This window comes from Erwinia sp. PPS120 (assembly GCF_047918655.1).
GTDB classification, from domain to species: Bacteria; Pseudomonadota; Gammaproteobacteria; order Enterobacterales; family Enterobacteriaceae; genus Erwinia; species Erwinia tasmaniensis_A.
Window position 1 is genome coordinate 57,384 of the sequence record NZ_JBLREF010000014.1, and the last position, 24,400, is coordinate 81,783.

20 protein-coding genes and 1 riboswitch are annotated in these 24,400 nt (G+C 57.8%); of the genes, 16 read left to right on the top strand and 4 right to left on the bottom strand.

Annotated elements, in window-relative coordinates; all coding sequences use genetic code 11:
* Positions 1 to 55: 55 nt before the first annotated feature.
* Positions 56 to 889, bottom strand: a complete 834-nt coding sequence (iclR, locus tag ACLRGG_RS08590; RefSeq protein ID WP_416249326.1) for a glyoxylate bypass operon transcriptional repressor IclR — start codon at positions 887 to 889, stop codon at positions 56 to 58.
* A 469-nt stretch (positions 890 to 1,358) separates the two neighbouring features.
* Between iclR and ACLRGG_RS08595 the strand changes: the two genes are divergently transcribed.
* The 7 genes from ACLRGG_RS08595 (at position 1,359) to ACLRGG_RS08625 (ending at position 8,027) form a co-directional block, all read left to right on the top strand.
* Entirely contained in the window at positions 1,359 to 2,420 is a 1,062-nt protein-coding gene (locus ACLRGG_RS08595) for an ABC transporter substrate-binding protein (protein ID WP_416249327.1), read from the top strand.
* Positions 2,421 to 2,429: 9 nt separating this feature from the next.
* Positions 2,430 to 3,245, top strand: coding sequence for an alkaline phosphatase family protein (locus ACLRGG_RS08600; RefSeq protein WP_416249328.1), 816 nt, complete (start codon positions 2,430 to 2,432; stop codon positions 3,243 to 3,245).
* Entirely contained in the window at positions 3,245 to 4,093 is an 849-nt protein-coding gene (locus ACLRGG_RS08605; RefSeq protein WP_416249590.1) for an ABC transporter permease, read from the top strand. Before ACLRGG_RS08600 ends, ACLRGG_RS08605 begins: the two co-directional genes overlap by 1 nt.
* Positions 4,094 to 4,096: 3 nt before the next feature.
* Positions 4,097 to 4,882 carry an ABC transporter permease gene (locus ACLRGG_RS08610; protein ID WP_416249329.1) on the top strand — a complete coding sequence of 262 codons (786 nt, stop codon included), beginning with the start codon at positions 4,097 to 4,099 and terminating at the stop codon, positions 4,880 to 4,882.
* Positions 4,883 to 4,884: 2 nt separating this feature from the next.
* Positions 4,885 to 5,877, top strand: a complete 993-nt coding sequence (locus tag ACLRGG_RS08615) for an ABC transporter ATP-binding protein (RefSeq protein ID WP_416249330.1) — start codon at positions 4,885 to 4,887, stop codon at positions 5,875 to 5,877.
* A gap of 123 nt (positions 5,878 to 6,000) precedes the next feature.
* Positions 6,001 to 7,626 (top strand): Na/Pi cotransporter family protein, encoded by a 1,626-nt coding sequence (locus ACLRGG_RS08620; protein ID WP_416249331.1) that lies wholly within the window; start codon positions 6,001 to 6,003, stop codon positions 7,624 to 7,626.
* Positions 7,627 to 7,790: 164 nt separating this feature from the next.
* Positions 7,791 to 8,027 (top strand): hypothetical protein, encoded by a 237-nt coding sequence (locus ACLRGG_RS08625; protein ID WP_416249332.1) that lies wholly within the window; start codon positions 7,791 to 7,793, stop codon positions 8,025 to 8,027.
* Between the two features lie 44 nt (positions 8,028 to 8,071).
* On the opposite strand, the gene panS is transcribed toward ACLRGG_RS08625, so the two are convergent.
* The 3 genes from panS to ACLRGG_RS08640 form a co-directional block, all read right to left on the bottom strand.
* Positions 8,072 to 8,992 carry a ketopantoate/pantoate/pantothenate transporter PanS gene (gene panS, locus ACLRGG_RS08630; protein ID WP_416249333.1) on the bottom strand — a complete coding sequence of 307 codons (921 nt, stop codon included), beginning with the start codon at positions 8,990 to 8,992 and terminating at the stop codon, positions 8,072 to 8,074.
* A gap of 65 nt (positions 8,993 to 9,057) precedes the next feature.
* Positions 9,058 to 10,410 (bottom strand): lysine-sensitive aspartokinase 3, encoded by a 1,353-nt coding sequence (lysC, locus tag ACLRGG_RS08635; protein ID WP_416249334.1) that lies wholly within the window; start codon positions 10,408 to 10,410, stop codon positions 9,058 to 9,060.
* 236 nt (positions 10,411 to 10,646) lie between these two features.
* Positions 10,647 to 10,808, bottom strand: a riboswitch (Lysine riboswitch).
* Between the two features lie 52 nt (positions 10,809 to 10,860).
* Complete coding sequence (locus ACLRGG_RS08640) at positions 10,861 to 12,666, bottom strand: cation:proton antiporter (protein ID WP_416249335.1); 1,806 nt, start codon at positions 12,664 to 12,666, stop codon at positions 10,861 to 10,863.
* Between the two features lie 217 nt (positions 12,667 to 12,883).
* On the opposite strand from ACLRGG_RS08640, the gene pgi reads away from it, so the two are divergent.
* The 9 genes from pgi to ACLRGG_RS08685 all read left to right on the top strand — a co-directional run bounded on the left by pgi (position 12,884) and on the right by ACLRGG_RS08685 (position 24,393).
* Positions 12,884 to 14,533, top strand: coding sequence for a glucose-6-phosphate isomerase (pgi, locus tag ACLRGG_RS08645; RefSeq protein WP_416249336.1), 1,650 nt, complete (start codon positions 12,884 to 12,886; stop codon positions 14,531 to 14,533).
* Positions 14,534 to 15,350: 817 nt separating this feature from the next.
* Positions 15,351 to 15,599, top strand: coding sequence for an exopolysaccharide production protein YjbE (gene yjbE / locus ACLRGG_RS08650; RefSeq protein WP_067704547.1), 249 nt, complete (start codon positions 15,351 to 15,353; stop codon positions 15,597 to 15,599).
* A 77-nt stretch (positions 15,600 to 15,676) separates the two neighbouring features.
* Entirely contained in the window at positions 15,677 to 16,324 is a 648-nt protein-coding gene (locus ACLRGG_RS08655; RefSeq protein WP_416249338.1) for a YjbF family lipoprotein, read from the top strand.
* The gene (locus tag ACLRGG_RS08660) at positions 16,321 to 17,076 is read left to right on the top strand and encodes a capsule biosynthesis GfcC D2 domain-containing protein (protein WP_416249339.1); all 756 of its coding nucleotides are present in this window, start codon (positions 16,321 to 16,323) and stop codon (positions 17,074 to 17,076) included. Before ACLRGG_RS08655 ends, ACLRGG_RS08660 begins: the two co-directional genes overlap by 4 nt.
* Positions 17,076 to 19,172, top strand: coding sequence for a YjbH domain-containing protein (locus tag ACLRGG_RS08665; protein WP_416249340.1), 2,097 nt, complete (start codon positions 17,076 to 17,078; stop codon positions 19,170 to 19,172). Before ACLRGG_RS08660 ends, ACLRGG_RS08665 begins: the two co-directional genes overlap by 1 nt.
* 121 nt (positions 19,173 to 19,293) lie before the next feature.
* Positions 19,294 to 19,692, top strand: coding sequence for a phosphate-starvation-inducible protein PsiE (gene psiE, locus ACLRGG_RS08670; RefSeq protein ID WP_416249341.1), 399 nt, complete (start codon positions 19,294 to 19,296; stop codon positions 19,690 to 19,692).
* A 90-nt stretch (positions 19,693 to 19,782) separates the two neighbouring features.
* Positions 19,783 to 20,310, top strand: a complete 528-nt coding sequence (gene ubiC / locus ACLRGG_RS08675) for a chorismate lyase (protein ID WP_416249342.1) — start codon at positions 19,783 to 19,785, stop codon at positions 20,308 to 20,310.
* Between the two features lies 1 nt (position 20,311).
* Positions 20,312 to 21,193 (top strand): 4-hydroxybenzoate octaprenyltransferase, encoded by an 882-nt coding sequence (ubiA, locus tag ACLRGG_RS08680; protein WP_416249343.1) that lies wholly within the window; start codon positions 20,312 to 20,314, stop codon positions 21,191 to 21,193.
* Between the two features lie 95 nt (positions 21,194 to 21,288).
* Positions 21,289 to 24,393 (top strand): hypothetical protein, encoded by a 3,105-nt coding sequence (locus ACLRGG_RS08685; RefSeq protein ID WP_416249344.1) that lies wholly within the window; start codon positions 21,289 to 21,291, stop codon positions 24,391 to 24,393.
* Positions 24,394 to 24,400 lie beyond the last annotated feature (7 nt).

The window sequence follows — 24,400 nt, forward strand, 5'->3', positions numbered from 1 at the left end:
GCATACCACCGCCATAATACTGCGCAGTACCGGGTTACCGGCCCGAAACCTTAGATTACCTCAACCCGCCATATTCACGGGTTATCTCCTTCGCCGCGCCGATAACCAGCGCGCCCAGCTCGGTTACGCGGTCATCCGTAACGCGGGACACCGGGCCGGAAATGGAGATGGCGGCAAAGGGTTCGCGGTGTTCGTCGTAGATGCAGGCCGCGACGCAGCGCAGCCCCAGGGCGTGTTCTTCATCATCGAAGGAAAAACCGACCTTGCGCACCAGTGCCAGGTTCTCCTTCAGACTGTGCGGCGACATCAGGGTGCGCGGCGTGTAGTAATGCAGCCCTTGCCGGTGCAGCAGCTCGCTGACCTGCGCCTCGGAGAGGTTGGCCAGAAAGGCTTTGCCCGCGCCGGAAGCATGCATCGGCAGCTTGCCGCCAATGGGGGCAGACATGCGCATCAGCTGGGTACACTGCACCTGGTCGATAATCACTGCCTGGCGATCGCTAATGTCCAGCACGGCCAGATTAACCGTCTCTCCCGAATCCTCCATCAGTTTGCGCAGCATCGGGTGGACCAGCGCCAGCAGGTTACGACTCTGCAAAAAGCTGCTGCCCACCACAAAGGCGTGCGCGCCGATGGTCCACAGGCCGAGGTCGCCCACCTGACGCACGAACCCCTGCTGCTGCATTGTGGTCAGCAGGCGATGGGTGGTCGAGTTGGGTAATCCCGCCTGCTGCGCCAGCTCAGTCAGCGCCACGCTGCCGTGGGCATCGGCGATAAACTCCAGCAGCTTCAGGCCGCGGGTGAGCGACTGGACCTGGCCTGCGGGCTGGGCGGGCTGCGTCTGCGCGGCACGGGGCTTTTTGCCGCGTTTGATAACTGCTGGCGTGGTCATGGCGGATCCCTTCTTTTTCACATTATGGAAACCATTTTCGTTTTATCAGGCAATATTGCAAGCGGCGTTATCTGGTCGGATCAGTATGGGCGGATGCTGAAAAAGCTCTGGGCAGGCTTCGCGCGGCTCCCGGCCACGCGGCATGATGATTAATCAGCCGCCCCCGCCGGAGGGAGAAAACGGTATGCATTCAGCCTGCAGGTAAAAGGCGCCACTTCCGGGCACAGTGCGAGGGTTATCAGGCCTCTATTTAGTGCGAAGCTGCACATAAACGGATCGGAAGCCGCGCATAAAGCCCGCGCGGCTGCTATCTCAATTAAGGGCGGTTTCGGGCGTAAGGCGCTGGCGACCTTACCTCTGCCCATGCCCGCGGCTTTTCATAAAACTGTCATCTCGCCAGGTTAGATTGGCGCGGATCTTGCTGGAATGATCCAGAAATCCCCTCAACGACCCACCCGGAGCAGCAGTGATGAAACCACTATTCGCATCTGTTTTAGTCAGTGCCCTTCTTCTGAACCTGTCCGGCGCCCGCGCAGCGGACGGCGATCTCGCTGTGCTGGAAAAAGCGGCAAAAAGTGAAGGGGAGGTGAACAGCGTCGGGATGCCGGACAGCTGGGCCAACTGGAAGCAAACCTGGGATGACCTCAGCAGTCAGTACGGTATTAAGCACAGCGACACCGATATGTCGTCGGCGCAGGAGCTGGCGAAGTTCGCGGCAGAAAAAAGCCACGCCAGCGCGGATATCGGTGACGTAGGGGCCTCCTTTGGCTCGATCGCGGTACAGAAGGGGCTGGCGCAGCCCTATAAGCCCAGCACCTGGGATCAGATCCCGGCGTGGGCGAAGGATAAAGAGGGGTACTGGGCGCTGGCCTACACCGGTACCATCGCGTTTATTGTGAATAAGGGCCAGGTGAAAGAGGTGCCGCACAGCTGGGCCGACCTGAAAAAGGGCAAATACGTGGTGACCATCGGCGACGTGGGCGTCGCGGCCCAGGCGGCCAACGGCGTGCTGGCGGCCAGCTACGCGCTGGGCGGCAGCGAGACCAACCTCAAGCCTGCGCTGGCATTCTTTGGTGAGCTGGCGAAAGAGGGACGGCTGGGGGTAAGCGATCCGGTGATCGCCAACATCGAGAAGGGCGAAATTCAGGTGGCGGTGGTATGGGACTTTAATGGTCTGAACTATCGCGACCGCATCGACAGGAGCCGCTTTGAGGTCGTTATCCCGTCCGATGGATCCATCACCTCCGGCTACACCACCATCATCAACAAGTATGCGCAGCACCCCAATGCCGCGAAGCTGGCGCGGGAATATATTTTCTCCGACGCCGGGCAGATCAACCTTGCACGCGGCTACGCCCGCCCGATCCGCGCTGAACATCTGACGCTGCCCGCCGACGTGCAGGCCAAACTGCTGCCCGCCTCCGCCTATAAGAGCGCACACCCCATCGCCGATCCGGCAGCGTGGGACAAAGCCGCTAAAATGCTGCCGCGCCTGTGGCAGGAAAACGTTATCGTCAATATGAAGCAGTAGGGAGTCGGGATGAAAACGATTCTGGTGGTGCTGGACGGGCTGAATTATGAGGTGGCTGAGGCGACGATGGGCTATCTCCAGGCGGAATGTGCGCAGGGTAACGGGCAGCTCTATCAGCTGACCTGTGAGCTTCCCTCGCTGTCGCGCCCTTTGTATGAGTGCATTCTTACCGGCGTCACGCCGGTCAAAAGCGGCGTGGTGCATAATGGCGTCAATCGCCTGAGCCGGGAGCGCAGCGTGTTCCACTATGCGCGTGAGGCCGGGCTGACCACGGCGGCGGCGGCCTACCACTGGGTGAGCGAGCTGTATAACCGTTCGCCCTGGCAGCCCGCCCGGGATCGTCATACCGTCGATGCGGCGCTGCCCATCCAGTACGGTCACTTCTATTATGACGACGGCTACCCGGATTCCCATCTGTTTGAGGATGCGGAAAGCCTGCGGCTGCGCCACAACCCCGATTTCCTGCTGATCCATCCGATGAATATTGATGACGCCGGACATAAGTTTGGCCTCTCCACGCCGCAGTACCGTAACCGCGCGCGGATGGCCGACGGTTATCTGTCGCACTGGATGCCGGGCTGGCTGGAGGCGGGGTATCAGGTGCTGGTCACCGCCGATCATGGCATGAATGACGATCGCAGCCACGGCGGCATTTTGCCGGAGGAAACCTCGGTGCCGCTGTTCGTCTTCGGCCAGGCCTTTTCACTGCAAATGGATGCCGCGCCGCTGCAAACCGAGCTGTGCGGCACGCTGTGTGAACTGCTGGGCGTCGATCATGATAAGCCTCTCTGCCCCGAGCTGCTGGCGCGGCGGGAGGCAGAGTGATGAGGGGGAAAGGGTTAGCGCTGCTGTGCCTGCTGCCGTTCACGCTGTTCTATATTGCTTTTCAGGTTGCGCCGCTGGTGTGGATTGCCATCCACAGCTTCTACAGCGAGATGTATGAAGCCTGGGGCTGGGGCAACTACAGCGATATCCTGACCTCCGCTTTTTATCGTCAGGCGATGCGCTTCTCGCTGGATATCTCGTTCTGGTCGAGCGTCTGGGGGCTGCTTATCGCCCTGGCGGGCGGGTATTCGCTGCATCAGCTCGGCGGCGGCAGGCTGCACCGCTTCCTGATGTCATTCACCAATATGACCAGCAACTTCGCCGGGGTGCCTCTGGCCTTCGCCTTTGTGATTTTGCTGGGGCTGAACGGCTGCGTAACGCTGCTGATGCATAAATATGGCCTGATGCGGACCTTTAACCTCTACTCGGCCGACGGGCTGATTGTGGTTTACAGCTGGTTTCAGATCCCGCTGGGGATCCTGCTGCTCTACCCGGCCTTTGACGGGCTGAAGAAGGAGTGGCAGGAGTCGGCGGCGCTGCTGGGGGCAGGACGCTGGCACTACTGGCGGCATATTGGTCTGCCGATCCTGTCGCCCGCGCTGCTCGGCACCTTTGTGATCCTGCTGGCGAATGCGCTGGGGGCTTACGCCACCCTTTATGCGCTGACCACCGGTAACGTCAACCTGGTCCCGGTGCGGATTGCCGCGCTGGTCTCGGGCGATATCTCTCTCGATCCCAATATGGGCAGCGCGCTGGCGATGCTGCTGGTGCTGCTGATGGTGGCGATCACCCTGGTGCACCAGTGGCTGCTGCGCCGCAGCTACCAGTACGCAGGCCGGAGGAGCTGACGGATGTCACGGTGTGAATATCTCTATCATCAAGGGGTGGTGTGGCTGGTGTTTTTGATACTGGCGCTGCCGCTGCTGGCGACGCTGCTCTATGCGCTCTCCACCACCTGGGGGGCAACCATTCTGCCGCAGGGCTTTACCCTCAGGTGGATGGCGCAGTTATGGAGCGATCCACGCTTTATGACCGCGCTGGGCCACTCCCTGCTGATTTGCCTGGGGGCGCTTATCTTCTCGCTTGTGCTGGTGCTGCCTGCCATGTTTGTAATTGCTTACTATTTTCCCCGGCTGGACGCGATAATGAATGTGCTGATCCTGATGCCGTTTGCCGTGCCGCCGGTGGTCTCCTCGGTGGGCCTGCTCCAGCTCTACTCCGACCCGCCGCTGATGCTAACCGGTACGCCCTGGATTTTAATCGGTTGTTATTTCACCCTCGCGCTGCCCTTTATCTACCGGGCGCTGGCCAACAATATGCAGGCGATCAATATGCGTGAGCTGATTGACGCCGCGCACCTGCTGGGGGCCACTACCTGGCAGGCCGCGCTGCTGGTGGTGCTGCCGAATCTGCGCAAGGGAACCTTTATCGCCGTGCTGCTCTCCTTCTCATTCCTGATAGGTGAGTTTGTACTTGCTAACCTGCTGGTCGGCACCCGCTATGAAACGCTACAGGTCTATCTCTATAACGTGCGTAATGAAAGCGGTCACTTCAGCAGCGCGTTAGTGATTTCCTACTTCCTGGTCGTCCTGCTGATCACCTGGCTGGCGAACGTCCTGAACCGCGAGAGAGGCTGAATATGAGCTGGCTGAACGTCACCCGCCTGAGTAAAAGCTATGGCCCGACGATGATTTTTCAGGATATTGATTTTTCCGCCAGCGAGGGGGAGTTTGTTACCCTGCTCGGTCCCAGCGGCTGTGGTAAATCCACGCTGCTGCGCTGTATCGCGGGCCTGACCCCGGTCGATGGCGGGCAGATTTTCCTTCACGGGCAGGACATTGCGCCGCTGACGCCGCAGAATCGCGCCGTCGGCATGGTATTTCAAAGCTACGCGCTGTTTCCCAATATGACCGTGGAGCGTAACGTGGCCTTTGGCCTGAAGATGCAGAAACTTCCGGCATCCGCGATTTCGCAGCGCGTCGCGGAGGTGCTGGAGCTGGTGGAGATGAACGACTACGCCCAGCGCTACCCGCATCAGCTTTCCGGTGGGCAGTGTCAGCGCGTGGCGCTGGCGCGTTCGCTGGTGACCCGACCGCGACTGCTGCTGCTGGATGAGCCGCTTTCGGCGCTGGATGCGCGTATTCGCCGCCACCTTCGCGATCGCATTCGCAGCATTCAGAAAGAGCTTAACCTGACCACGCTGTTCGTCACGCACGATCAGGAGGAGGCGCTGGTGCTTTCCGACCGTATCGTGCTGATGGACCAGGGCAGGATTGTGCAAACCGGTAATGCCGAGGCGCTCTATACCCAGCCCGTCAATCTGTTTGCCGCTGGTTTTATCGGCCACTACAACCTGCTGACGGCAGAGCAGGCAGCGCGGCTGACCGGCCAGACCTTTCACCGCCAGGTGGCGCTACGGCCTGAATCCGTGGTTTTCTGTCCGTCCGGGCAGGGCATTCCGGCGGAGATACTCGGCCACAGCCTGTTGGGGAACGTTATTCGCTACCGGGTTAAGGCAAAAGAGGTCGAGCTGTGGGTCGACGTGCTGAACCGCTCGGTAGAGAGCCTGCATCCGGCGGGCTTTCAGGTCGGTCTGCTGCTGGAGCCAGGCACGCTGCGCGAAGTTGCCTGATAGTGACCAGATATCACGCTGATTAAACACATTTTTTCACCAAATCGACTACGCTTAAGGCGGTAAGCGGGGCGGACAGAATCGCCCCGATGGTATGTTTGTGATGTAACGAGGTCGATACCGGTGTTAACCCTGCTTAATTTACTTTCTGCCGTGGCGCTGCTGATCTGGGGAACGCATATTGTGCGTACCGGCATTATGCGCGTCTACGGTGCTGATTTACGCCGCGTGCTGAGCCGCAGCGTGGCAAAAAAACCGATGGCGTTTATGGCGGGTATTGGCGTCACCGCGCTGGTACAGAGCAGTAATGCCACCACGCTGCTGGTGACGTCCTTTGTGGCGCAGGAGCTGGTGGGACTGACGCCCGCGCTGGTGATTATTCTGGGGGCCGACGTCGGTACCGCGCTGATGGCGCGTATCCTGACCTTTGACCTCTCCTGGCTTTCCCCGCTGTTTATCTTCTTCGGCGTGGTGTTCTTTCTGGGCCGCAAACAGACGCGCGCCGGGCAACTGGGTCGCGCCAGCATCGGGCTGGGGCTGATCCTGCTGGCGCTACAGCTGATCGTCGCCGCCGCCACGCCAATTACTCAGGCCTCCGGGGTGAAGGTTATCTTCTCGTCGCTGACCGGGGACGTGATGCTGGATGCGCTGATTGGCGCGGTGTTTGCCATTGTCAGCTACTCCAGCCTGGCCGCCGTGCTGATCACCGCAACGCTGACCGCCACAGGGGTTATCTCCTTTAAGGTGGCGCTGTGCCTGGTGATCGGGGCTAACCTCGGCAGCGGGCTGCTGGCGATGCTCAATAACAGCACCGCCAACGCGGCGGGCAAGCGCGTGGCGCTGGGCAGCCTGCTGTTTAAATTTATCGGCTCGCTGGTGGTCCTGCCGTTTGTGGATGTCCTGGCCGTCTGGCTGCATAAGCTGCCGGTAAACGACGAAGAGCTGGTGATATTCTTCCACGTTTTCTACAACCTGATCCGCTGCCTGATTATGGTGCCTTTTGCCGAGCCGATGGCCAGGCTTTGCCGCCGCCTGATCCGCGAGGAGCCGGAGAGCGATCTGCGGCTGAAACCGCGCCATCTCGATCCCAGCGCGCTCGATACGCCCGCGCTGGCGCTGGCAAATGCCTCGCGCGAGACGCTGCGCATGGGTGATGTGCTGGACCAGATGCTGGCGACCTTCACTAAGGTCATTCACGGCGAGGTGCGGGAGGATCGCGAAATTCGTCGGCTGGACGACGATGTGGACGTTCTCTATACCGCCATCAAGCTCTATCTCGCCCAGATGCCGAAGGAGGATCTGCCTGAGGACGACTCCCGCCGCTGGGCGGAAATTATCGAGATGGCGCTTAACCTGGAGATGGCGGGCGATATTCTGGAGCGAATGAGCGGTGACGTGGCGGACAAATCTCTTAACGCCCGTCGGCCTTTCTCCGTGGACGGGCTGAACGAGCTGGATGCGCTGCTGGAGCAGCTTACCAGTAATCTGCGCCTGAGCCTGTCGGTGTTTTTATCGCAGGATATGACCAGCGCAAAACGGCTACGCCGCGCCAAGCACCGCTTCCGCATCACCAACCGGCGCTACTCGCATAAGCATGTCGATCGCCTGCACCAGCAAAACGTGCAGAGTATTGAAACCAGCTCGCTGCATCTGGGCCTGCTGGGCGATATGAAGCGTCTTAACTCGCTGTTTTGCGCGGTGGCCTACAGCGTGCTGGAGCAGCCGGATGATGAAAGGGATGAGGAGTAGGGACGGGTCAGCCACGACGGTATTCGGGAAAGTGCCTGCGCCTTCACCGCAAATCCAGACTGTTCTGGAATCTCTCTCTGTCACCTGTTCTTTCTGATAAAGAGCGCTATGCTCTCCTGTCTGACGATGGTGTATTTTTTGATTTTTTTGAGGATGAGATGGGTATGCGTAAACTTCCAGTATTTGTTGTGACCCTTGGCCTGCTGATGTCTGCAACGTCACAGGTTGAAGCGGCAGGCTGTATCAAAGGTGCCGCAGTAGGCGGCGTGGCGGGCCATATCAAGCATCACGGCGTGGCTGGCGCGGCAGCGGGTTGTGCCGTGGGTCATCATATGGCGAAGAAAAAAGCTAAAAAAGCGGACGAAAAGCAGCAGCAACAGCAGCAGCAAAACGCGCAGTAAAGGGCGTTGAGGGGTAACAGAACCTGCGTTATCCCTCGTTTCCCTCAAAATTTCTTTTTAACGGGTTTACCCGACCAGTATCCTGCCAGCAGCGAACCGGAGAGGTTATGCCAGACGGAGAAGAGTGCGCCAGGCAGCGCCGCCAGCGGGGAGAAGTACAGCTTGCCCAGCGTAGCGGCCAGCCCCGAGTTCTGCATGCCCACCTCCAGCGCCAGCGTGCGGCAGGTGGATTCGTCAAAGCCAAACAGCTTTCCGCCCCAGTAGCCGCCCATCAGCCCGATGGCGTTATGCAGGATCACCGCCGCGATCACCATCAGTCCCACTGAACCGATAAAGCCCTGGCTGCCCGCCACTACCGCACTGATGATCAGCAGAATGCAGACCATGGAAAACGCGGGAAGATACGGCTCCACGCGCTTCACCACGCCGTTGAGCGTATGGTGAACAATCAGGCCAATGCCGATCGGCACCACCACAATTTTGATAATACTCAGCAGCATACCAACCACATCCACCTGAATATGGGTGTCTACATAGAGCTTAGTCAGCAGCGGCGTAGCGAACACCCCGACCAGCGCCGATACTGAAGAGATGGTCACCGACAGGGCCACGTCGCCCTTCGCCAGATAGATCATTACGTTTGAAGCGGTACCGCTGGCGACGCTGCCAACCAGAATCATACCGGCGGCCAGTTCCGACGGCATATGAAAGAGCTTTGCCAGCCCCCAGGCGGCAAGCGGCATTACCAGGTAGTGCAGAAAGGTTCCGGCAATAACCGGCGCGGGGCGCGTCAGCACCCGTTTGAAATCGTTAATATTTAGCGTCACGCCCATGCCGAACATAATCAGCATCAACAGCGAGGTAACCCATGGCCCGATGCTCAGAAAGGGGGCGGGGGAATACCAGGCGGCGGCGGAGAGCAGGACTGCCCAGAGTGGAAACAGTCGGGTAACGGTGGCAAGCATAGCCAGACTTCCTTATTTCAGTCGTTGTTGTTGCGTGCAGGATTTGCCATCAGCATTCGGAAGCATTACTCGAATAAATTGCGATGCAGTTTCTGAATCACTTTCTCAGCGTCCTGGCCGGGCACCAGGAAGCAGAGGTTATAGCTGCTGGCACCATAGCAAATCAGGCGCAGATTGACCCCCTCCAGCACGCCAAAGACCTCTTTACCTACGCCCGCGGCCTGGGAGAGCTTATTGCCGATCAGCGCGACCAGCGCCAGGTTCTCTTCCACCTCGACCCGGCACAGCGACGACAGCTCCGTTAGCAGCGCCTGCGTCAGCAGGCTGGTGCCCGTTGAGGTGGAGCCGGTAGTATCCAGCGTCAGCGCCACGCTGACTTCCGAGGTGGTTATCAGGTCTACTGAGATACTGTGACGCGCCAGAATATTGAACACTTCGGCCAGGAAGCCGCGCGCGTGCAGCATATTCAGGCTGTGGAGCGTCAACAGGGTTTGCTTGCGGCGCAGCGCCAGCGCGCGGAACAGCGGAGGATTCTGCGTCTGATTGCATACGCGTGTGCCGCCCGCTTCCGGGTCCCGGCTCGAGCCGACAAAGACCGGGATGTCGCTGCGCACTGCTGGCATCAGCGTGGCCGGGTGCAGCACTTTCGCGCCGAAGGTTGCCATCTCCGCCGCTTCTTCGAAGGTGATTTCGTCAATGCGTTTCGCTGACGGCACCACGCGGGGATCGGTGGTGTAGATGCCCGGTACGTCGGTCCAGATATCAATTCGGCTGGCGTGCAGCGCCTCGCCGAGCAGCGCGGCGGTATAATCGCTACCGCCGCGGCCCAGCGTGGTGGTGCGGCCTTTGGCTTCGCTGCCGATAAAGCCCTGGGTGACGATTAGCGCTTCTGCCATCCGCGGAGCAAGCTGGGTCTGCACAAGGTCAGCAAGCAGCGCCATGTCGGGTTCGGCGCGACCAAAGTGATCGTCGGTGCGCATCACTTTGCGGACGTCAAACCATAGCGAGGGGGCGCTGCGCTGGCGCAGCACCTCGACGAACAGCAGGCTGGACATCAGTTCACCGTGGCTGACCAGTTCGTCGGTCAGGGCGGTAGAGGTTGCCAGCGCCGCCGCTTCGGAAAGCATGGTAATGTTTTCCAGCACGCGATCAATTTCGTCACGGATGATCTCCGGCTGGGCGAGCTGGTCGATGATGGCATACTGAATACGGCGGATTTCATCCAGCAGATAAGCGCGCTGCATCTGCTCCTGGCCTTCAGCCAGCGTGACCAGCAGATTGGTCACGCCCGCCGAGGCGGAAAGCACCACCAGACGTGTACCCGGATTGGCAAGCACCACGTCGGCGCTGCGGTTCATGGCGGCGAAATCGGCCACGCTGGTTCCGCCAAATTTAGCCACTATCAGTGTTTGGGACATGTGTTGACATACCTCGTGTCAGGTTAGTTTCCATCAGCGTTGGCACAAGGGAGGAGCAGAAAGGGGGAAGACGTAGAAAAGCCTTTAACTACGCGTCACCCAGAAGCGCCCCACCTTGTTTACCCGCTTACCTGACGCGGCGGCTATGCTCTTTGCGCTAACTTACCGGTTCACTTTTAACAGTTTATCGGAACGCATTTGCCTGCCGCAACGTCAACTAATCAGGATAGGGCGCGGTTTATCGTCGCGCGCCCGGTGACAACCCAGGGGATTCAGCCCCTGTAGTCGATGCTCACCACGCCGCATGGTTTGCACCTCGGCGTCGCTCCCCCTGATGTGTTTTCGACGGATTCGGCTCCTCAAACACACTGCCTGGGCGACGCGCCTCTTCTGGCTTGCGCATCAGATGCGCAAGTAGCCGACTACAAATATCGGGTTATGCGTTCGCTGTCAATCCCTGCCGGTTGAGGGGATCTCATTTTGTACCAGCGCAATCAGCGTGCAGGGTAGCGGCGGCGTCTGTTCACCCTTCACCGGACTCAATTTTCCCTGCTCGTTGTAAATAAACAGCGGGATCACGCCCTGGTTTTTTTCCAGATACTCCAGCCAGCCAAAGTTTTCATTCAGCCGCGTGGCTTTGAGCGTCGCCCCCTTCGCCAGCAGGCTGCTCAGCCGGGCATAGGTTTGCTGCGGGCCAAACAGCACTTCATGCCGACGAAAGCGCGGGCTTTCGCTGTCCCGTCGCCCCTTCAGCGTGGCCCCTGAACGAATGGCGGCTACTTTATCGGCACCAAAAATATGGCTGAAGTGGTAGACCGCCAGCGCGTTCTGATGGCGATTAGGCGACAGGGCCAGCACCTGCGCGGTGTCGCTCAGGTCGAGGAAGTTTTCTGCATACTCGGACCAGGCGTTGCCATACCACGCCGGGATCCCCTCCATGCGCGCCTGACGATAGTATTCCCAGCTGCTGTCGGTGACCCGAACCGGAATATCCAGCTTTTTGAGGGCCAGGGCCAGCGCGCGCGCCACGCTGTTCGCTCCGATAATCAACACGCCGTGCGGCTCGCGCTGCCTGACGCGCAGCGCCCGCGCCAGCACGGCGCTGGTCAGGCTCTGTAGCACCACGGTGCCAATAATTACCGCAAAAACCACCGTCACCAGCCTGTCCGCGCCCTGATAGCCGATTTTTTCCAGCGTCAGCGCAAACAGCGAACTCACGGCGGCGGCAACAATCCCGCGCGGCGAGATCCAGCTGAGCATCAGCTTTTCACGCCAGTGCAGGCTTGACCCCAGGGTGGAGGCCGCAATGCAGAGTGGCCGGGCGATAAACTGCACCACCAGCAACAGACCAATCAGCGGCCAGCCCATCGCCACCAGCGCGCTGACGTCCAGCCGGGCGGCCAGAATAATGAACAGCGCAGAAATCAGCAGCGCCGACAGCTCCTCTTTGAACGCGATAATGTCGGTGAGATCGACATCGCGCATATTGGCCAGCCAGACGCCCATCACCGTGACCGTCAGCAGCCCGGACTCATCGGCAATGGCGTTGGAGAGGCCGAAGGCGGTCAGCATCACGGCCAGCACCGCAAAATTTTGCAGGTATCCCGGCAGCCAGACGCGCTTCAGCGCAATGCCCAGCAGCCAGCCAAACAGCACCCCGGCAATCAGGCCGACGGCGGCGGTAAAGCCCAGCGTCCAGAACAGATGCGTCAGAGATTCCGCTTTCTGACGCAGGACAATGAATTCAAACACCATCAGGGTAAAAATAGCGCCAATGGGATCGATAAGAATGCCTTCCCAGCGCAGGATCTGGTTGATGGCCTTATTAGGCCGTACCACGCGCATCAGAGGCGCAATCACCGTTGGGCCAGTCACTACGGTCACCGCGCCGACCAGCGCCGCCAGCTCTGGCGGGAAATTCAGCAGACCCCAGCAGGCCACGCTAATGACCAGGAAGGTGAGCAGCATGCCAATGCTAACCAGATTACGTACCACGCTGCCAAGGCCGTCAATTTCGTCAAAGCGCAGAGTCAGCGCACCTTCAAACAGGATGATGGCCACCGAAAGAGAGACTAAGGGGAAGAGCAGGCTGCCAAACAGCGCGTCCGGCTGCAAAACGTGGCAAAAAGGCCCCAGGACAATGCCGAAAATAAGCAGGGGCAGAATAGCAGGCAATCGCAGCAGCCAGGCTACCCACTGGGCTACCAGTGAACTTAATCCGATGATAACCAACAGCAGTGGGGCGGATAACTCCATAAAATTTTTCCTTTCGACGGTAGAATAGTCATACTGAAAAGCTGAACGGCGTTAATCTCCGTCGCATGAATTATAAATAACCCCGGACAAAAAGGTGGGAAAATCCTGCCCCTGATAGTTTTGGCCTGTTGCAGCAAAAGAGGTGTTGCAGATGACGCTTCCGCTAACATGGCGTCCGGTCTGATTTACGGTTCTTAAATAAAAAGAGTGTGTTGCTATGAAAAATATCAATCCGACACAAACCGCTGCCTGGCAGGCTTTGCAGCAGCATTATGAAGAAATGAAAGATATCAGCATCGCGGACCTGTTTGCCAAAGATGGCGACCGCTTTGCTAAATTTTCTGCCACTTTTGACGATCAGATGCTGGTGGATTTCTCGAAAAACCGCATTACTAGCGAAACGCTTGAGAAGCTCCAGGCGCTGGCAAAAGAGACTGACCTGCAGGGTGCCATTAAATCGATGTTCTCCGGCGAGAAGATCAACCGCACCGAAGACCGGGCGGTACTGCATGTGGCGTTGCGTAACCGCAGCAATACCCCGATTGTGGTTGACGGCAAGGATGTGATGCCCGAAGTGAATGCGGTGCTGGAGAAGATGAAGTCATTCTCTGAACGCATCATCAGCGGTGAGTGGAAAGGCTACACCGGTAAAGCGATCACCGACGTGGTGAATATCGGTATCGGCGGCTCCGATCTCGGTCCGTTTATGGTCACCGAGGCGCTACGCCCGTATAAAAATCACCTGAATATGCATTTCGTCTCCAACGTGGACGGCACCCATATTGCAGAAACGGTCAGGGATCTCAGCCCGGAAACCACGCTGTTCCTGGTGGCGTCAAAAACCTTCACCACCCAGGAAACCATGACCAACGCCCACAGCGCGCGCGACTGGTTTTTGAACACGGCGGGTGATGAGAAGCACGTTGCGAAGCACTTTGCCGCGCTCTCTACCAATGCTAAAGCGGTGGGCGAATTCGGCATTGATACCGCCAATATGTTCGAGTTCTGGGACTGGGTAGGCGGACGCTACTCGCTGTGGTCAGCGATTGGCCTGTCAATCATTCTGTCGGTGGGCTTTGATAACTTTGAGAAACTGCTTAGCGGCGCACACGCGATGGACAGGCATTTCTCCACCACGCCAGCCGGGCAGAACCTGCCGGTGATCCTGGCGCTGATCGGCATCTGGTATAACAATTTCTTCGACGCTGAAACCGAAGCGATTCTGCCTTACGATCAGTATATGCACCGCTTTGCGGCCTACTTCCAGCAGGGCAATATGGAGTCTAACGGCAAGTACGTTGACCGCAACGGTACGCCGGTTACCTATGAAACTGGCCCTATTATCTGGGGTGAGCCGGGGACGAATGGCCAGCACGCGTTTTATCAGCTGATTCATCAGGGCACCAAGATGGTTCCCTGTGACTTTATTGCCCCGGCCGTGACGCACAACAAGCTGGGCGATCACCACGCCAAGCTGCTGTCAAACTTCTTTGCGCAGACCGAAGCGCTGGCATTTGGCAAGTCGCGCGAAGTGGTGGAGAAAGAGTTTACCGATGCAGGCAAATCGGCCAGCGACGTTGAACACGTGGTGCCGTTCAAGGTGTTTGAAGGTAACCGACCGACTAACTCCATTCTGCTGCGCGATATCACCCCGTTCAGCCTGGGCGCGCTGATTGCGCTTTATGAGCATAAAATCTTCACCCAGGGCGCGATCCTTAACATCTTCACTTTCGATCAGTGGGGCGTTGAGCTGGGTAAACAGCTCGCTAACCGCATCCTGCCTGAGCTTTCCGGCAGCGAGCAGGTCAGCAGCCACGACAGCTCCACTAACGGGCTGATTAACCGCTATAAAAACTGGCGCGGTTAAGTAACCTCGTTCGCGCGGTGCGCTGAGCGGGTTTACAGGGCCGGGGGGATCCGCCTCCGGCCCTGTTATCTGGTCTGCAGGGCCCACGCCATAGGGTCCGTCCCCATCTGACTGGCCGCAGCGGTGCGTAAGGCCGCTCCGATCTGACTGGCTGCAATGATGTGTAAGGCCGCACCGATCTCTGTATCCTCACCGTATTTATTTGCCTGCGTCACTCTCTATAGCGGCATCCCCGTCTGAGCTGCACTCATTAATCGCGTCAGCGCCAGCGTACTCTGGGGTGGTCCTGGTTGACAAAACTGTATTAGCCCGTCTCGCCCGCTACTTCCCTTACAGGCGTTAGGAAAAGCCTTATGTCGCGCTTAATTACCCCCAATATTTACTCAAGTCGCCTGTACGCGGATGAGGATATTCTTAAAACTGACCCATAAAGGGTTTTTTCTGGCAGGATAATTCTGAAACCTTTGTACCGCGATTTCTGCGATCTGGCGCAAAGTTAATAGTTAACTTGTTGTAAATTAACAGCTAATGACATCACTCTCTTCAGACAACGTCTGCATGGTAACGGCGACCCCTGTAAAGGGCGTCAATGGCGAATGGTACTAATTAAAGCCATTAAATCAGTCATAAATTTCAATATGTCGTTTCATTTCAACAAACCTCACCATATTAAGCTGAATAAGCTCGATTTTCCGCGCGCGCAGACTCCCCCTTGCCAGCCAGGGGCACTTCATGATTTCTGGTAATTGATTGCCTTATACTGAACGCGCCTGAAACTCTTCAGGCGATATCCATTCATTCAATGAAGGGAAATGCTATGAAAAAAGTCTTATGTGCTGCTGCAGCCATAGTGTACTTAGCGGGGGCTTCTGCTGCGTTTGCTGCACCAGAAGAGACAGGCACCGCAGCCGGTGCGACCGCGGGAACGCTTTCCACGGGAACCGCGACCGCAGTAGGTGTGGGCGCGCTTGGCGCACTGGTCGGCGTTGCGCTGGCGGCGAGTAGTGGCGGGAATGGTTCCAATACGGGTACCACGACCACCACAACCACAAGCACCACGCGTTAAGTACACAAAATTAATCATAACCACACGCCCGTGTGGTTATTTTTCGACATTGTCAGACTTTTCAGGGACTCACACCGTTGCGCTACATACCACTGTTGTTTCTGTGCCTGTTTCTCCAGGCCTGTACCCAAACGCAAAAAGGGCTGGGAGAGACGGTTAAACTCGCCCTGCTTGGGCCGGATGATGTTCAGGTCTCCGATGAACAGGTTGAAAGCCTTCCCTATGCCAGCATGTATCTGCGCGTCGACGGCGGGCAGCGCATCTTTGTGGTGCTGGGCTTTGACGAAAACGGTCAGCAAAAATGGATCACCCGCGATCGTTCGATGGTGGTCACCCAGCACGGCCGCGTGGTCAAAACGCTGGGGCTGAGGGACAACCTGACGGAGGTGACCAACCTCCAGCAGGATCCGCTGGCCGATCCGCTGCATCTGACCGAGGGAGCAAGCTGGACGCGCCTGATAAGCTGGACAGAGAGCGGTAAATTTCGTGCCGGGACGGCCGTTTCCCGCTTCAGCCGCCTGAACGATCGGGTGCTTGATATCGCCGGTCGTCGCGTGGCCTGTCGGGTATGGCAGGAGAAGGTCTCCATCGCCGCAGACGGCAGCGCATGGACCAACACCTTCTGGATCGACACCACCACCGGACAGGTTCGTCAGACACAGCAGAAGCCCACCGGCGATGACTTCCTCGTTGAAACCACAATCCTGAAGCCCGCGAAATCATGAAAAAAATAACGCTACTCCTCGCAGGGATCTCACTTGGCGTCTCGCTAAGTGCTTATGCAGAAAGTCAGGTTACGGTGTACTCCCCCGGCCAGACGCAAACTTCCACGGTTGACCATGCACAAAACCTCGCGCAGCTGGTTTCCAGCCCGGCGCTGATGGGAAAAACCTGGTGGCCCGGGACGGTGATCGCCGAAAAGCTGGCAACGGCGGCGGCCATTCAGCAGCAGCAACAGCTGCTGGCGCGCCTGCAGAGCTGGAGCGCCCGGCTGCGTGCGGATGACGACGGCGACAAAGCAGCCGTGGTCGATAACCTGCGTCAGCAGATTGCGGCGGTTAAGGTTACCGGTCGGCAGATTGTTAACCTCGATCCTGACTGGGTGCGTATGCGCCCGGCGGAGAATCGCCGCCTGGAGGGTGACTACAGCGTCTATACGCTACATAAGCCCACCACGCTGACCCTTGCGGGGCTGGTCACCGACAGCGGCAAAACCTCATGGCAGCCTGGCCGCAGCGTGGTTGACTACCTGAATGCGCATGACCGCCTTTCCGGTGCCGAACGTAATACCGCCGTGCTGATTTCACCCGAGGGCAGGGTAACGGAGGTGCCAGTCGCCTACTGGAACCGGCGTCACGCTGAACCCGAAGCGGGTAGCACTATTTACGTTGGCTTCTCCTCATGGTCGCTGCCCGGCGATTATGACGATCTCAACCAGCAGATTGTTTCTGTACTGACGCACCGGATCCCTGACTGATGAAAAAAACCTGTCTTCTCAGCCTGCTGGCTGTCTCCGTTGCCTGTGCCTGCCAGGCGCAGGCCGCGACCTTTGCCGATCCGGTTGGGCCATCGCAGTCTGACTTCGGCGGGGTTGGCCTGATGCAGGTGCCGACCGCGCGTATGGCAAAAGATGGCGAATTTAGCCTCAACTACCGCTATAACGACCAGTACCGCTTCTATTCCTCATCGGTGCAGCTGTTTCCGTGGCTGGAAGCCACCATCCGCTATACCGACGTAAAAACCCGCCGCTACAGCGCCGTGGACAGCTTCAGTGGCAATCAGAGCTATAAAGATAAGGCGTTCGATCTTAAAGCGCGACTGTGGCAGGAGGGCTACTGGCTGCCGGAAGTCTCAGTCGGGGCGCGTGACCTTGGCGGTACCGGCCTGTTCGACAGCGAATATGTCGTGGCAACCAAGGCCTGGGGACCTTTTGACTTTACCCTGGGGATGGGCACGGGCTACCTGGGCAACAGCGGCACGGTAAAAAATCCGTTCTGCCAGGCCGACAGCAGTTTCTGTAATCGCTCGAACGGCAACGGCACGGCAGGATCGGTTAACGGTAAGGACCTGTTCAAAGGCCCGGCTGCGATCTTTGGCGGCGTTGAGTATCAGACGCCGTGGCAGCCGCTGCGTCTTAAAGCAGAGTACGAAGGCAACGATTATCAGGATGACTTCGCGGGACGCCTGGAGCAGAGAAGCAAAGTTAACGTGGGCGCAATCTATCGCCTCAGCGACTGGGCCGATGTCAACGTCAGCTACGAGCGCGGCAACACCTTTATGGCCGGATTTACGCTGCGCACCAACTTTAACGATCTGCATTCTGCCGCTGCTGACGTGCCGAAACCGACTTATAAACCTCAGCCGCAGGGCAGGTTCCTGGAGCCAACCGTCGTCGCCAGCCAGCTGACGGATCTGAAATATAATGCCGGCCTGAACGGTCCAAATTTGCAGGTTAAGGGCAATACCCTGTACGCCACCGGCCAGCAGAGTAAGTATCGCAATACGCAGGAAGGAGTCGATCGCGCCAACGTGATCATGATGAATAACCTGCCTGCCAACATCGATACGCTGAACGTGACGGAAACCCGTAGCAATATGCCGCAGGTAACCACCGTAACCCGCGTTGACAGTCTGCGTCAGCAGCTCGAAGGCTATCCGCTGGGCAAAGAGAAGACGCTCGATCAGCAGCGGGTGGAGCCGGTCGATCCGGGCCGCACCGAGCAGGGCTATCATATTGATGCAGATCGGCTGGACTACAGTCTGGCGCCGGTGCTGAATCAGTCGGTCGGCGGCCCGGAAAGCTTCTACCTTTATCAGGTTGGGGTGATGGCCAATGCCAACTACTGGCTCACCGACCACCTGCTGCTGGACGGCAGCGTATTTGCCAACCTGGCGAATAACTATGACAAATTTAACTACAACGGCGCACCGACCGACTCCACGCTGCCGCGCGTGCGTACCCATATTCGTGATTACGTCGAAAATAACGTCTATGTGAATAACCTGCAGGCTAACTATATGCACGCCCTGGGGAATGGCTTCTACGGGCAGATGTATGGCGGCTATCTGGAAACGATGTACGGCGGCGTGGGGGGCGAAGTGCTCTACCGTCCGCTGGACTCTGACTGGGCGTTTGGTATTGATGCCAACTACGTTAAGCAGCGTGACTGGGACAACATGATGCAGTTTACCCGCTACCACGCAAAAACCGGTAACCTGACCGCCTACTGGCGTCCCTCATTCTTCAACAATCAGTTATTGGTGAAGGCGAGCGTCGGGCAGTATCTCGCCGAAGATAAAGGTGCGACGATTGATGTGTCACGTCAGTTCGACAGCGGCGTAATAGTCGGTGCTTACGCCACCAAAACCAACGTGTCGGCGGAAGAGTACGGTGAAGGAGACTTCACTAAAGGCTTCTATATCTCGATTCCGATGGATCTGTTTACCGCCTCACCAACGCGAGGACGCGCTCAGGTTAACTGGACGCCGCTGACGCGCGACGGTGGCCAGATGCTCGGTCGTAAATACCAGCTTTATGATATGACCTCCGATCGCGATATCGATTTCCGCTAACCTGCCGCAGGCCGCGTCCCTACGCGGCCTGCAACTAAACTTGTGAACTTCATCACACTAAAGCATATTATCCGTGCCAGGACTTTCCTGACGAATAACGTGTATTTTTGAGGAAGTGTGCATGATTACCGCATCGCGTATTGCCCGGATTTTACAGATGGTGCTGAATATTGGCCTGATTATGCTGGCCTGTATTCTGGTGGTTTTTTTAGGCAGGGAAACGTTTCATCTGGCCAATGTGCTGCTGAATACCGGGGAGCAAACCTCCTCCTACCTGCTGATCGACGGTATTGTTATTTATTTCCTCTACTTCGAGTTTATCGCGCTGATCGTGAAGTATTTCCAGTCCGGCTACCACTTCCCGCTGCGCTACTTTGTCTATATCGGCATTACCGCCATTATCCGGCTGATTATTGTCGATCATGAAAATCCGTTAGACACGCTGGCCTACTCCGTGGCGATCCTGATCCTGGTGATCACCCTGTGGCTGGCGAACAGCAATCGTCTGAAGCGCGAGTAGTCAAAATTTCCGATAATGGCACCCGCAGCGGTGTACCCGATAAGCGACTGCGCTACACTATGGCACCGAAATTTTATCCGAGGACGCCGTATGGCTGATAACGCGCTGGCACAACTGCGCGCCATGGCATGGCTGCCTGTGACTTCACCGCTGCTCACGCCCCCTCTGCTCGACTGGCTGATGGAAGAAGACTCAATGACCCGGCGCCTGGAGCGGCACTGCAGCCAGGTGACCGTGGAGGTTCAGCAGGAAGGATTTATTCGCGGCGGGGAAGCGGGCGACGAGGCCGCGCTGTTGCCCGCCGAGGCCCGCTACTGGCTGCGAGAGATCCTGCTATGCGGCGACGGCGTACCCTGGCTGGCTGGCCGTACCCTGGTGCCGGCGTCAACCCTGAATGGCCCGGAGCAGATGTTACAGCAGCTGGGTACGCGCCCGCTGGGACGCTACCTGTTTGCCTCTTCCACGCTGACGCGCGACTTTATCGAACCGGGGCAGGTGGATGGGCTGTGGGGGCGTCGTTCACGCCTGCGTCTCTCTGACAAGCCGCTGCTGCTGACCGAGCTGTTTCTACCCGCTGCCCCCCTCTACTCATCCCACCCAATGGACAGGAGCCTGTAGCATGGAGAGAACGTTCCCCCCGGGTAAACTCCAGGCCTACAGCCGACTGATGCGTATTGATAAGCCCATCGGATCGCTGCTGTTGCTGTGGCCAACGCTGTGGGCGCTGTGGCTGGCGGGCATGAGCCTGCCCCCGCTAAAGGTGCTGCTGGTTTTCGTGCTGGGGGTATTTTTTATGCGTGCGGCGGGCTGCGTGGTTAACGATTTTGCCGATCGCAAAATTGACGGCCACGTTAAGCGTACCGAGGGGCGACCGCTGCCCAGCGGCGCGGTCACCTCAAAGGAGGCGAAACTGCTGTTTGCCGGACTGGTACTGGTATCGTTTTGCCTGGTGCTGACGATGAATACCATGACCATCTGGCTCTCACTGGGCGGGCTGGCGCTGGCCTGGGTCTATCCATTTATGAAGCGTTACACGCATCTGCCGCAGGTGGTGCTGGGCGCGGCGTTTGGCTGGGCCATTCCCATGGGCTGGGCCGCAGTGAGCGAAACGGTGCCGCCAGCCTGCTGGCTGGTGTTCCTGGCGAACGTTTGCTGGACGGTGGCCTACGATACGCAGTATGCGATGGTTGATCGCGACGACGATCTGAAAATAGGCGTGAAGTCCACGGCGATCCTGTTTGGCCGCTTTGACCGGCTGATTATCGGGCTGCTACAGCTGGCGACGCTGGTGCTGATGGGTATTACCGGCCAGATGTTGCAGCTGGGTCACCTGTTTTACCTCTCTGTTCTGCTGGCGGGCGGGCTGTTTATCTACCAGCAAAAGCTGATTGTGGGCCGGGAGAGAAAGGCATGTTTTCAGGCCTTTTTAAATAATAACTACGTTGGCCTGCTGCTGTTTGCTGGCATCGTTCTCAGCACTGCGCCGCTGGCGATCGGCTAACAGAAGGGGACGGAGAAGGGGCGGGCAGAGCATTTTAGGGAACCCGTACTGCTTAAAAACCACACAGTTTCTTTTATAAGAAAAGGTGTGAATCAATGAAATCACTTTCGGCTGGCGCAAATCCTTCTCCAGCCCTACAACCTCTTTCGGCTGGCGCAAACGCCTCGCCAGCCTTACAGCCTGCTAAACCTGCTCCCACGGAGCGCGACCATATAAGCGCTCGCCTACGTACCGGCGCTGCTCATCAGGGCGGCCGCCCGCTTATCCGCCGCCAGAGCCTGGACAATGGCTCCCCCCCTTTGCGCCTCCAGCAGCAGATTGCCGATGTGGAGAAACAGATAAACGCGGTGCGTGCGAAAGACGACCTGGAGGGCGTTCCGGGTGCGCTCAGTCTGGATTTATATAAGCATCTGGTGACGCAGCATCGTTATGAGAAAGCCGCCACGGCCGATCTGTTCGGGTCGCAACCCTGGAAACGTATGCGCTGTGCACAGTTACAGAGCACGCCCGGCGGCGAGGTGGCTGCCGCCCAGTATGGTCTGGGTTTTGCTCACGACGATACCGGTGGCAAACCGCCTTTTGGTAAGCTGGACATCGCACATGAGATGAACGGGTACTATCAGCGTATGGCTCCCTCCGGGGATACGACCCTCCTCTGTGAGCATCTTTATAAGCGGCGATATCCCCAGGCTAAGCAGCAGGATCAGCACTTCGTTAACAGCGAGTTTATGGCGGATAAAATTCTTAAAGAGTTTCACGCGCGGGGACACAATCATGGTCCGATAAAAGCGGAACAGGTTGCGCCCGGTATTGTTGCGATCGGCTGTACCAGCAATAAGGACTGGCAGGCGATAGATATTTTAATCGATAAATTTGGTGCACGTCCGTCAGCGTACCAGGTCGCACGGCATGCCGCTGTGCCACAGGGTAAACCCAGTCCACAGATCAGCGATCCCCGGGTGCAAAATCTTCAGATGATCAGGGCGCTGGGCTCATCCGATCCACAAGGTACCCTCGCGCAGCTCCGCCGGGTTCCCGATATACTGAGCACGGCGACCCTGGCGCACGCCGATGCTGATATGATTCTTACATTGCTGCATACGCTGACGATTCCCCATCTGGCACAGAAGCATCAGCATAACCCGCTGGTGGCGCAGGGATTACAGGGGATACGGCATATCGCTGATTCCATGCCCGCACTGGCAACGGACAGTACCCGTTTTGGTAATGCGCATCGCGCACTGATGGAAGAGATGCAGGTTGTTTTAAGCGCGGTACGTCCTTATGCTCCGGGGGCGTTCAAATCCTTTGCATCACACCGCATCCGCGAATCGCTCTCACAGCAGCAGGCAGCAAAATTAGCACCGCCTGAAGCCTTTTTACTCTCTTCCGGCATGCAGGCGCTCACGGAAGGCATCGACACCGCAACGATGGCGACAGGTGGCCGTCTGGCACCCCTGATGAATGGCAGCAAAAGTTCGCAGTTTTACTATGAAGCTCAGGAGTATGCCGACAGCTTCGATACACCTCCCGATTCAGATCCCCACGACGCCGCATTTTATACTTCCCTGAGCGACAGCTTTGTCCCTCACAGTAGCCAGCCCGAGCACAGCTGGGCACTGAATGACATTATTGAGGGTATCGGACAGCAGATTGAGGCGCGTAAAAACAAAAATGCGCCGCTGAACGTTGTTATCGACACCACGATTGAAAAGGGTGGCGAGATAAAAGCGCTACTGGATAAATTTGCTCCCGCTCTTGCCGACAACCAGCTTCGTTTGCTGCTTTGTAAAAGCCATCAAAAGTTTGCCAATCTGGGTGCATCAAAAGTGCTGGGGGGAAGCATTATACTGATGGGCGCGAAAACCCCGGAAAATGAAAGCGTGCAGGCGAAATTCAGACGCTATGAAGCGAGCCAGAACTGGTTTAACAATGATGAAAGCCAGCTGCTGACGCATCTCACCGGCGCGGCCATAAAATCTGAACCTGCAATGTTACAAACGGCCATTGATAACGCCAATTTTGTCGTGAAACAGTGCTTCAATGGAGAAAACGGCCATACCCGCTTCGCCGGACATCGCCCCGATAAACCCTTCGCAATGTTCGATAGCTTTACTCATCAGCCCGATGAGCGTTTACCCAAATTCCTGATACGCGGTGAGAGCGACGAAACGCTGACCCTTAATCCGGTCGAAATGGTTGATGGTAATCTGATCCGCGCCAGGGGGTCTTTCGGTTTTACCGAAAGCAATATGGGGGGAATTGGCACTCTGCCTGGCTATGACGGCAAGATGATGCGTTTATCCTTTGGTCAGGAGAACAAACCCGAGCTGATCGAGCGGTTCTGGATGCTAAGCAGAGAGATGCAGCTCGACAGGCCTCCCTTTACTGCGCAGGCCGCGCTGGATCTGGCCAACAGACTGGTGAATGATGCCCTGACGCCGGAACAGCAGCAGGAGCTTTTACATAAGCCTCTGAGCGACAGGCTACGCCAGGCAGGAAAAAACGAAGCCACGCCGTTAAGCGACAGACAACGGAATACTGCCGGGGTAAGTGAGCTACGGGCAAACGCCGCCGTTTCTCATGGGTATACGCTCAATAAAGTCGCGTCGATTGTCGGCTACCTCAACTTCCTGCTAAGCAGCCAGGAGGTGATGAAGGAGATGGCAGACTCGGACGATCGTCAGGCGCTGCACGATTTGCTCCTTGGGCTGACGCAATCAGGTATGCCCGGCGTGTCCCGTACCGGACGGGAGCAGGCGGTGATGCTGCAGTGTCAGCTCTGCCTGGAGGATATATGGAATAGCGCGCCGGAGATGCAGCGCTTTGGCGCTAACAATCTGGTTGCGATCCTGGAGAAAAATCCTCTCAGCCGCAGCGTGGGCATCGTTGATGAGTCGCTGCCAAACCAGGCCTGGCAGGCGTTGCCGCAGGGGCATAAAGACCGGCTGGTGAATGCCATCTTTAGCAGGCTGGATGTTAACAGCCAGCTGGAGTTTCTGCACGCTAACAAAGAGCGGGTCGCGTGCAGCGAGTTTACCGAGGCGTGCGCAATGCAGCTGGCAGGCCGGCTGAGAAATACGTCTCCTGAAGAAACGGCCCGGCACTGGCAGGGTACCATCGCGCAGGCGATGATAACTCGCGGGATTATTGAGCCAGAACCAGAGCCTGCTCAGGGCGATGATCCCTCATCGCCCTGATGGCCAC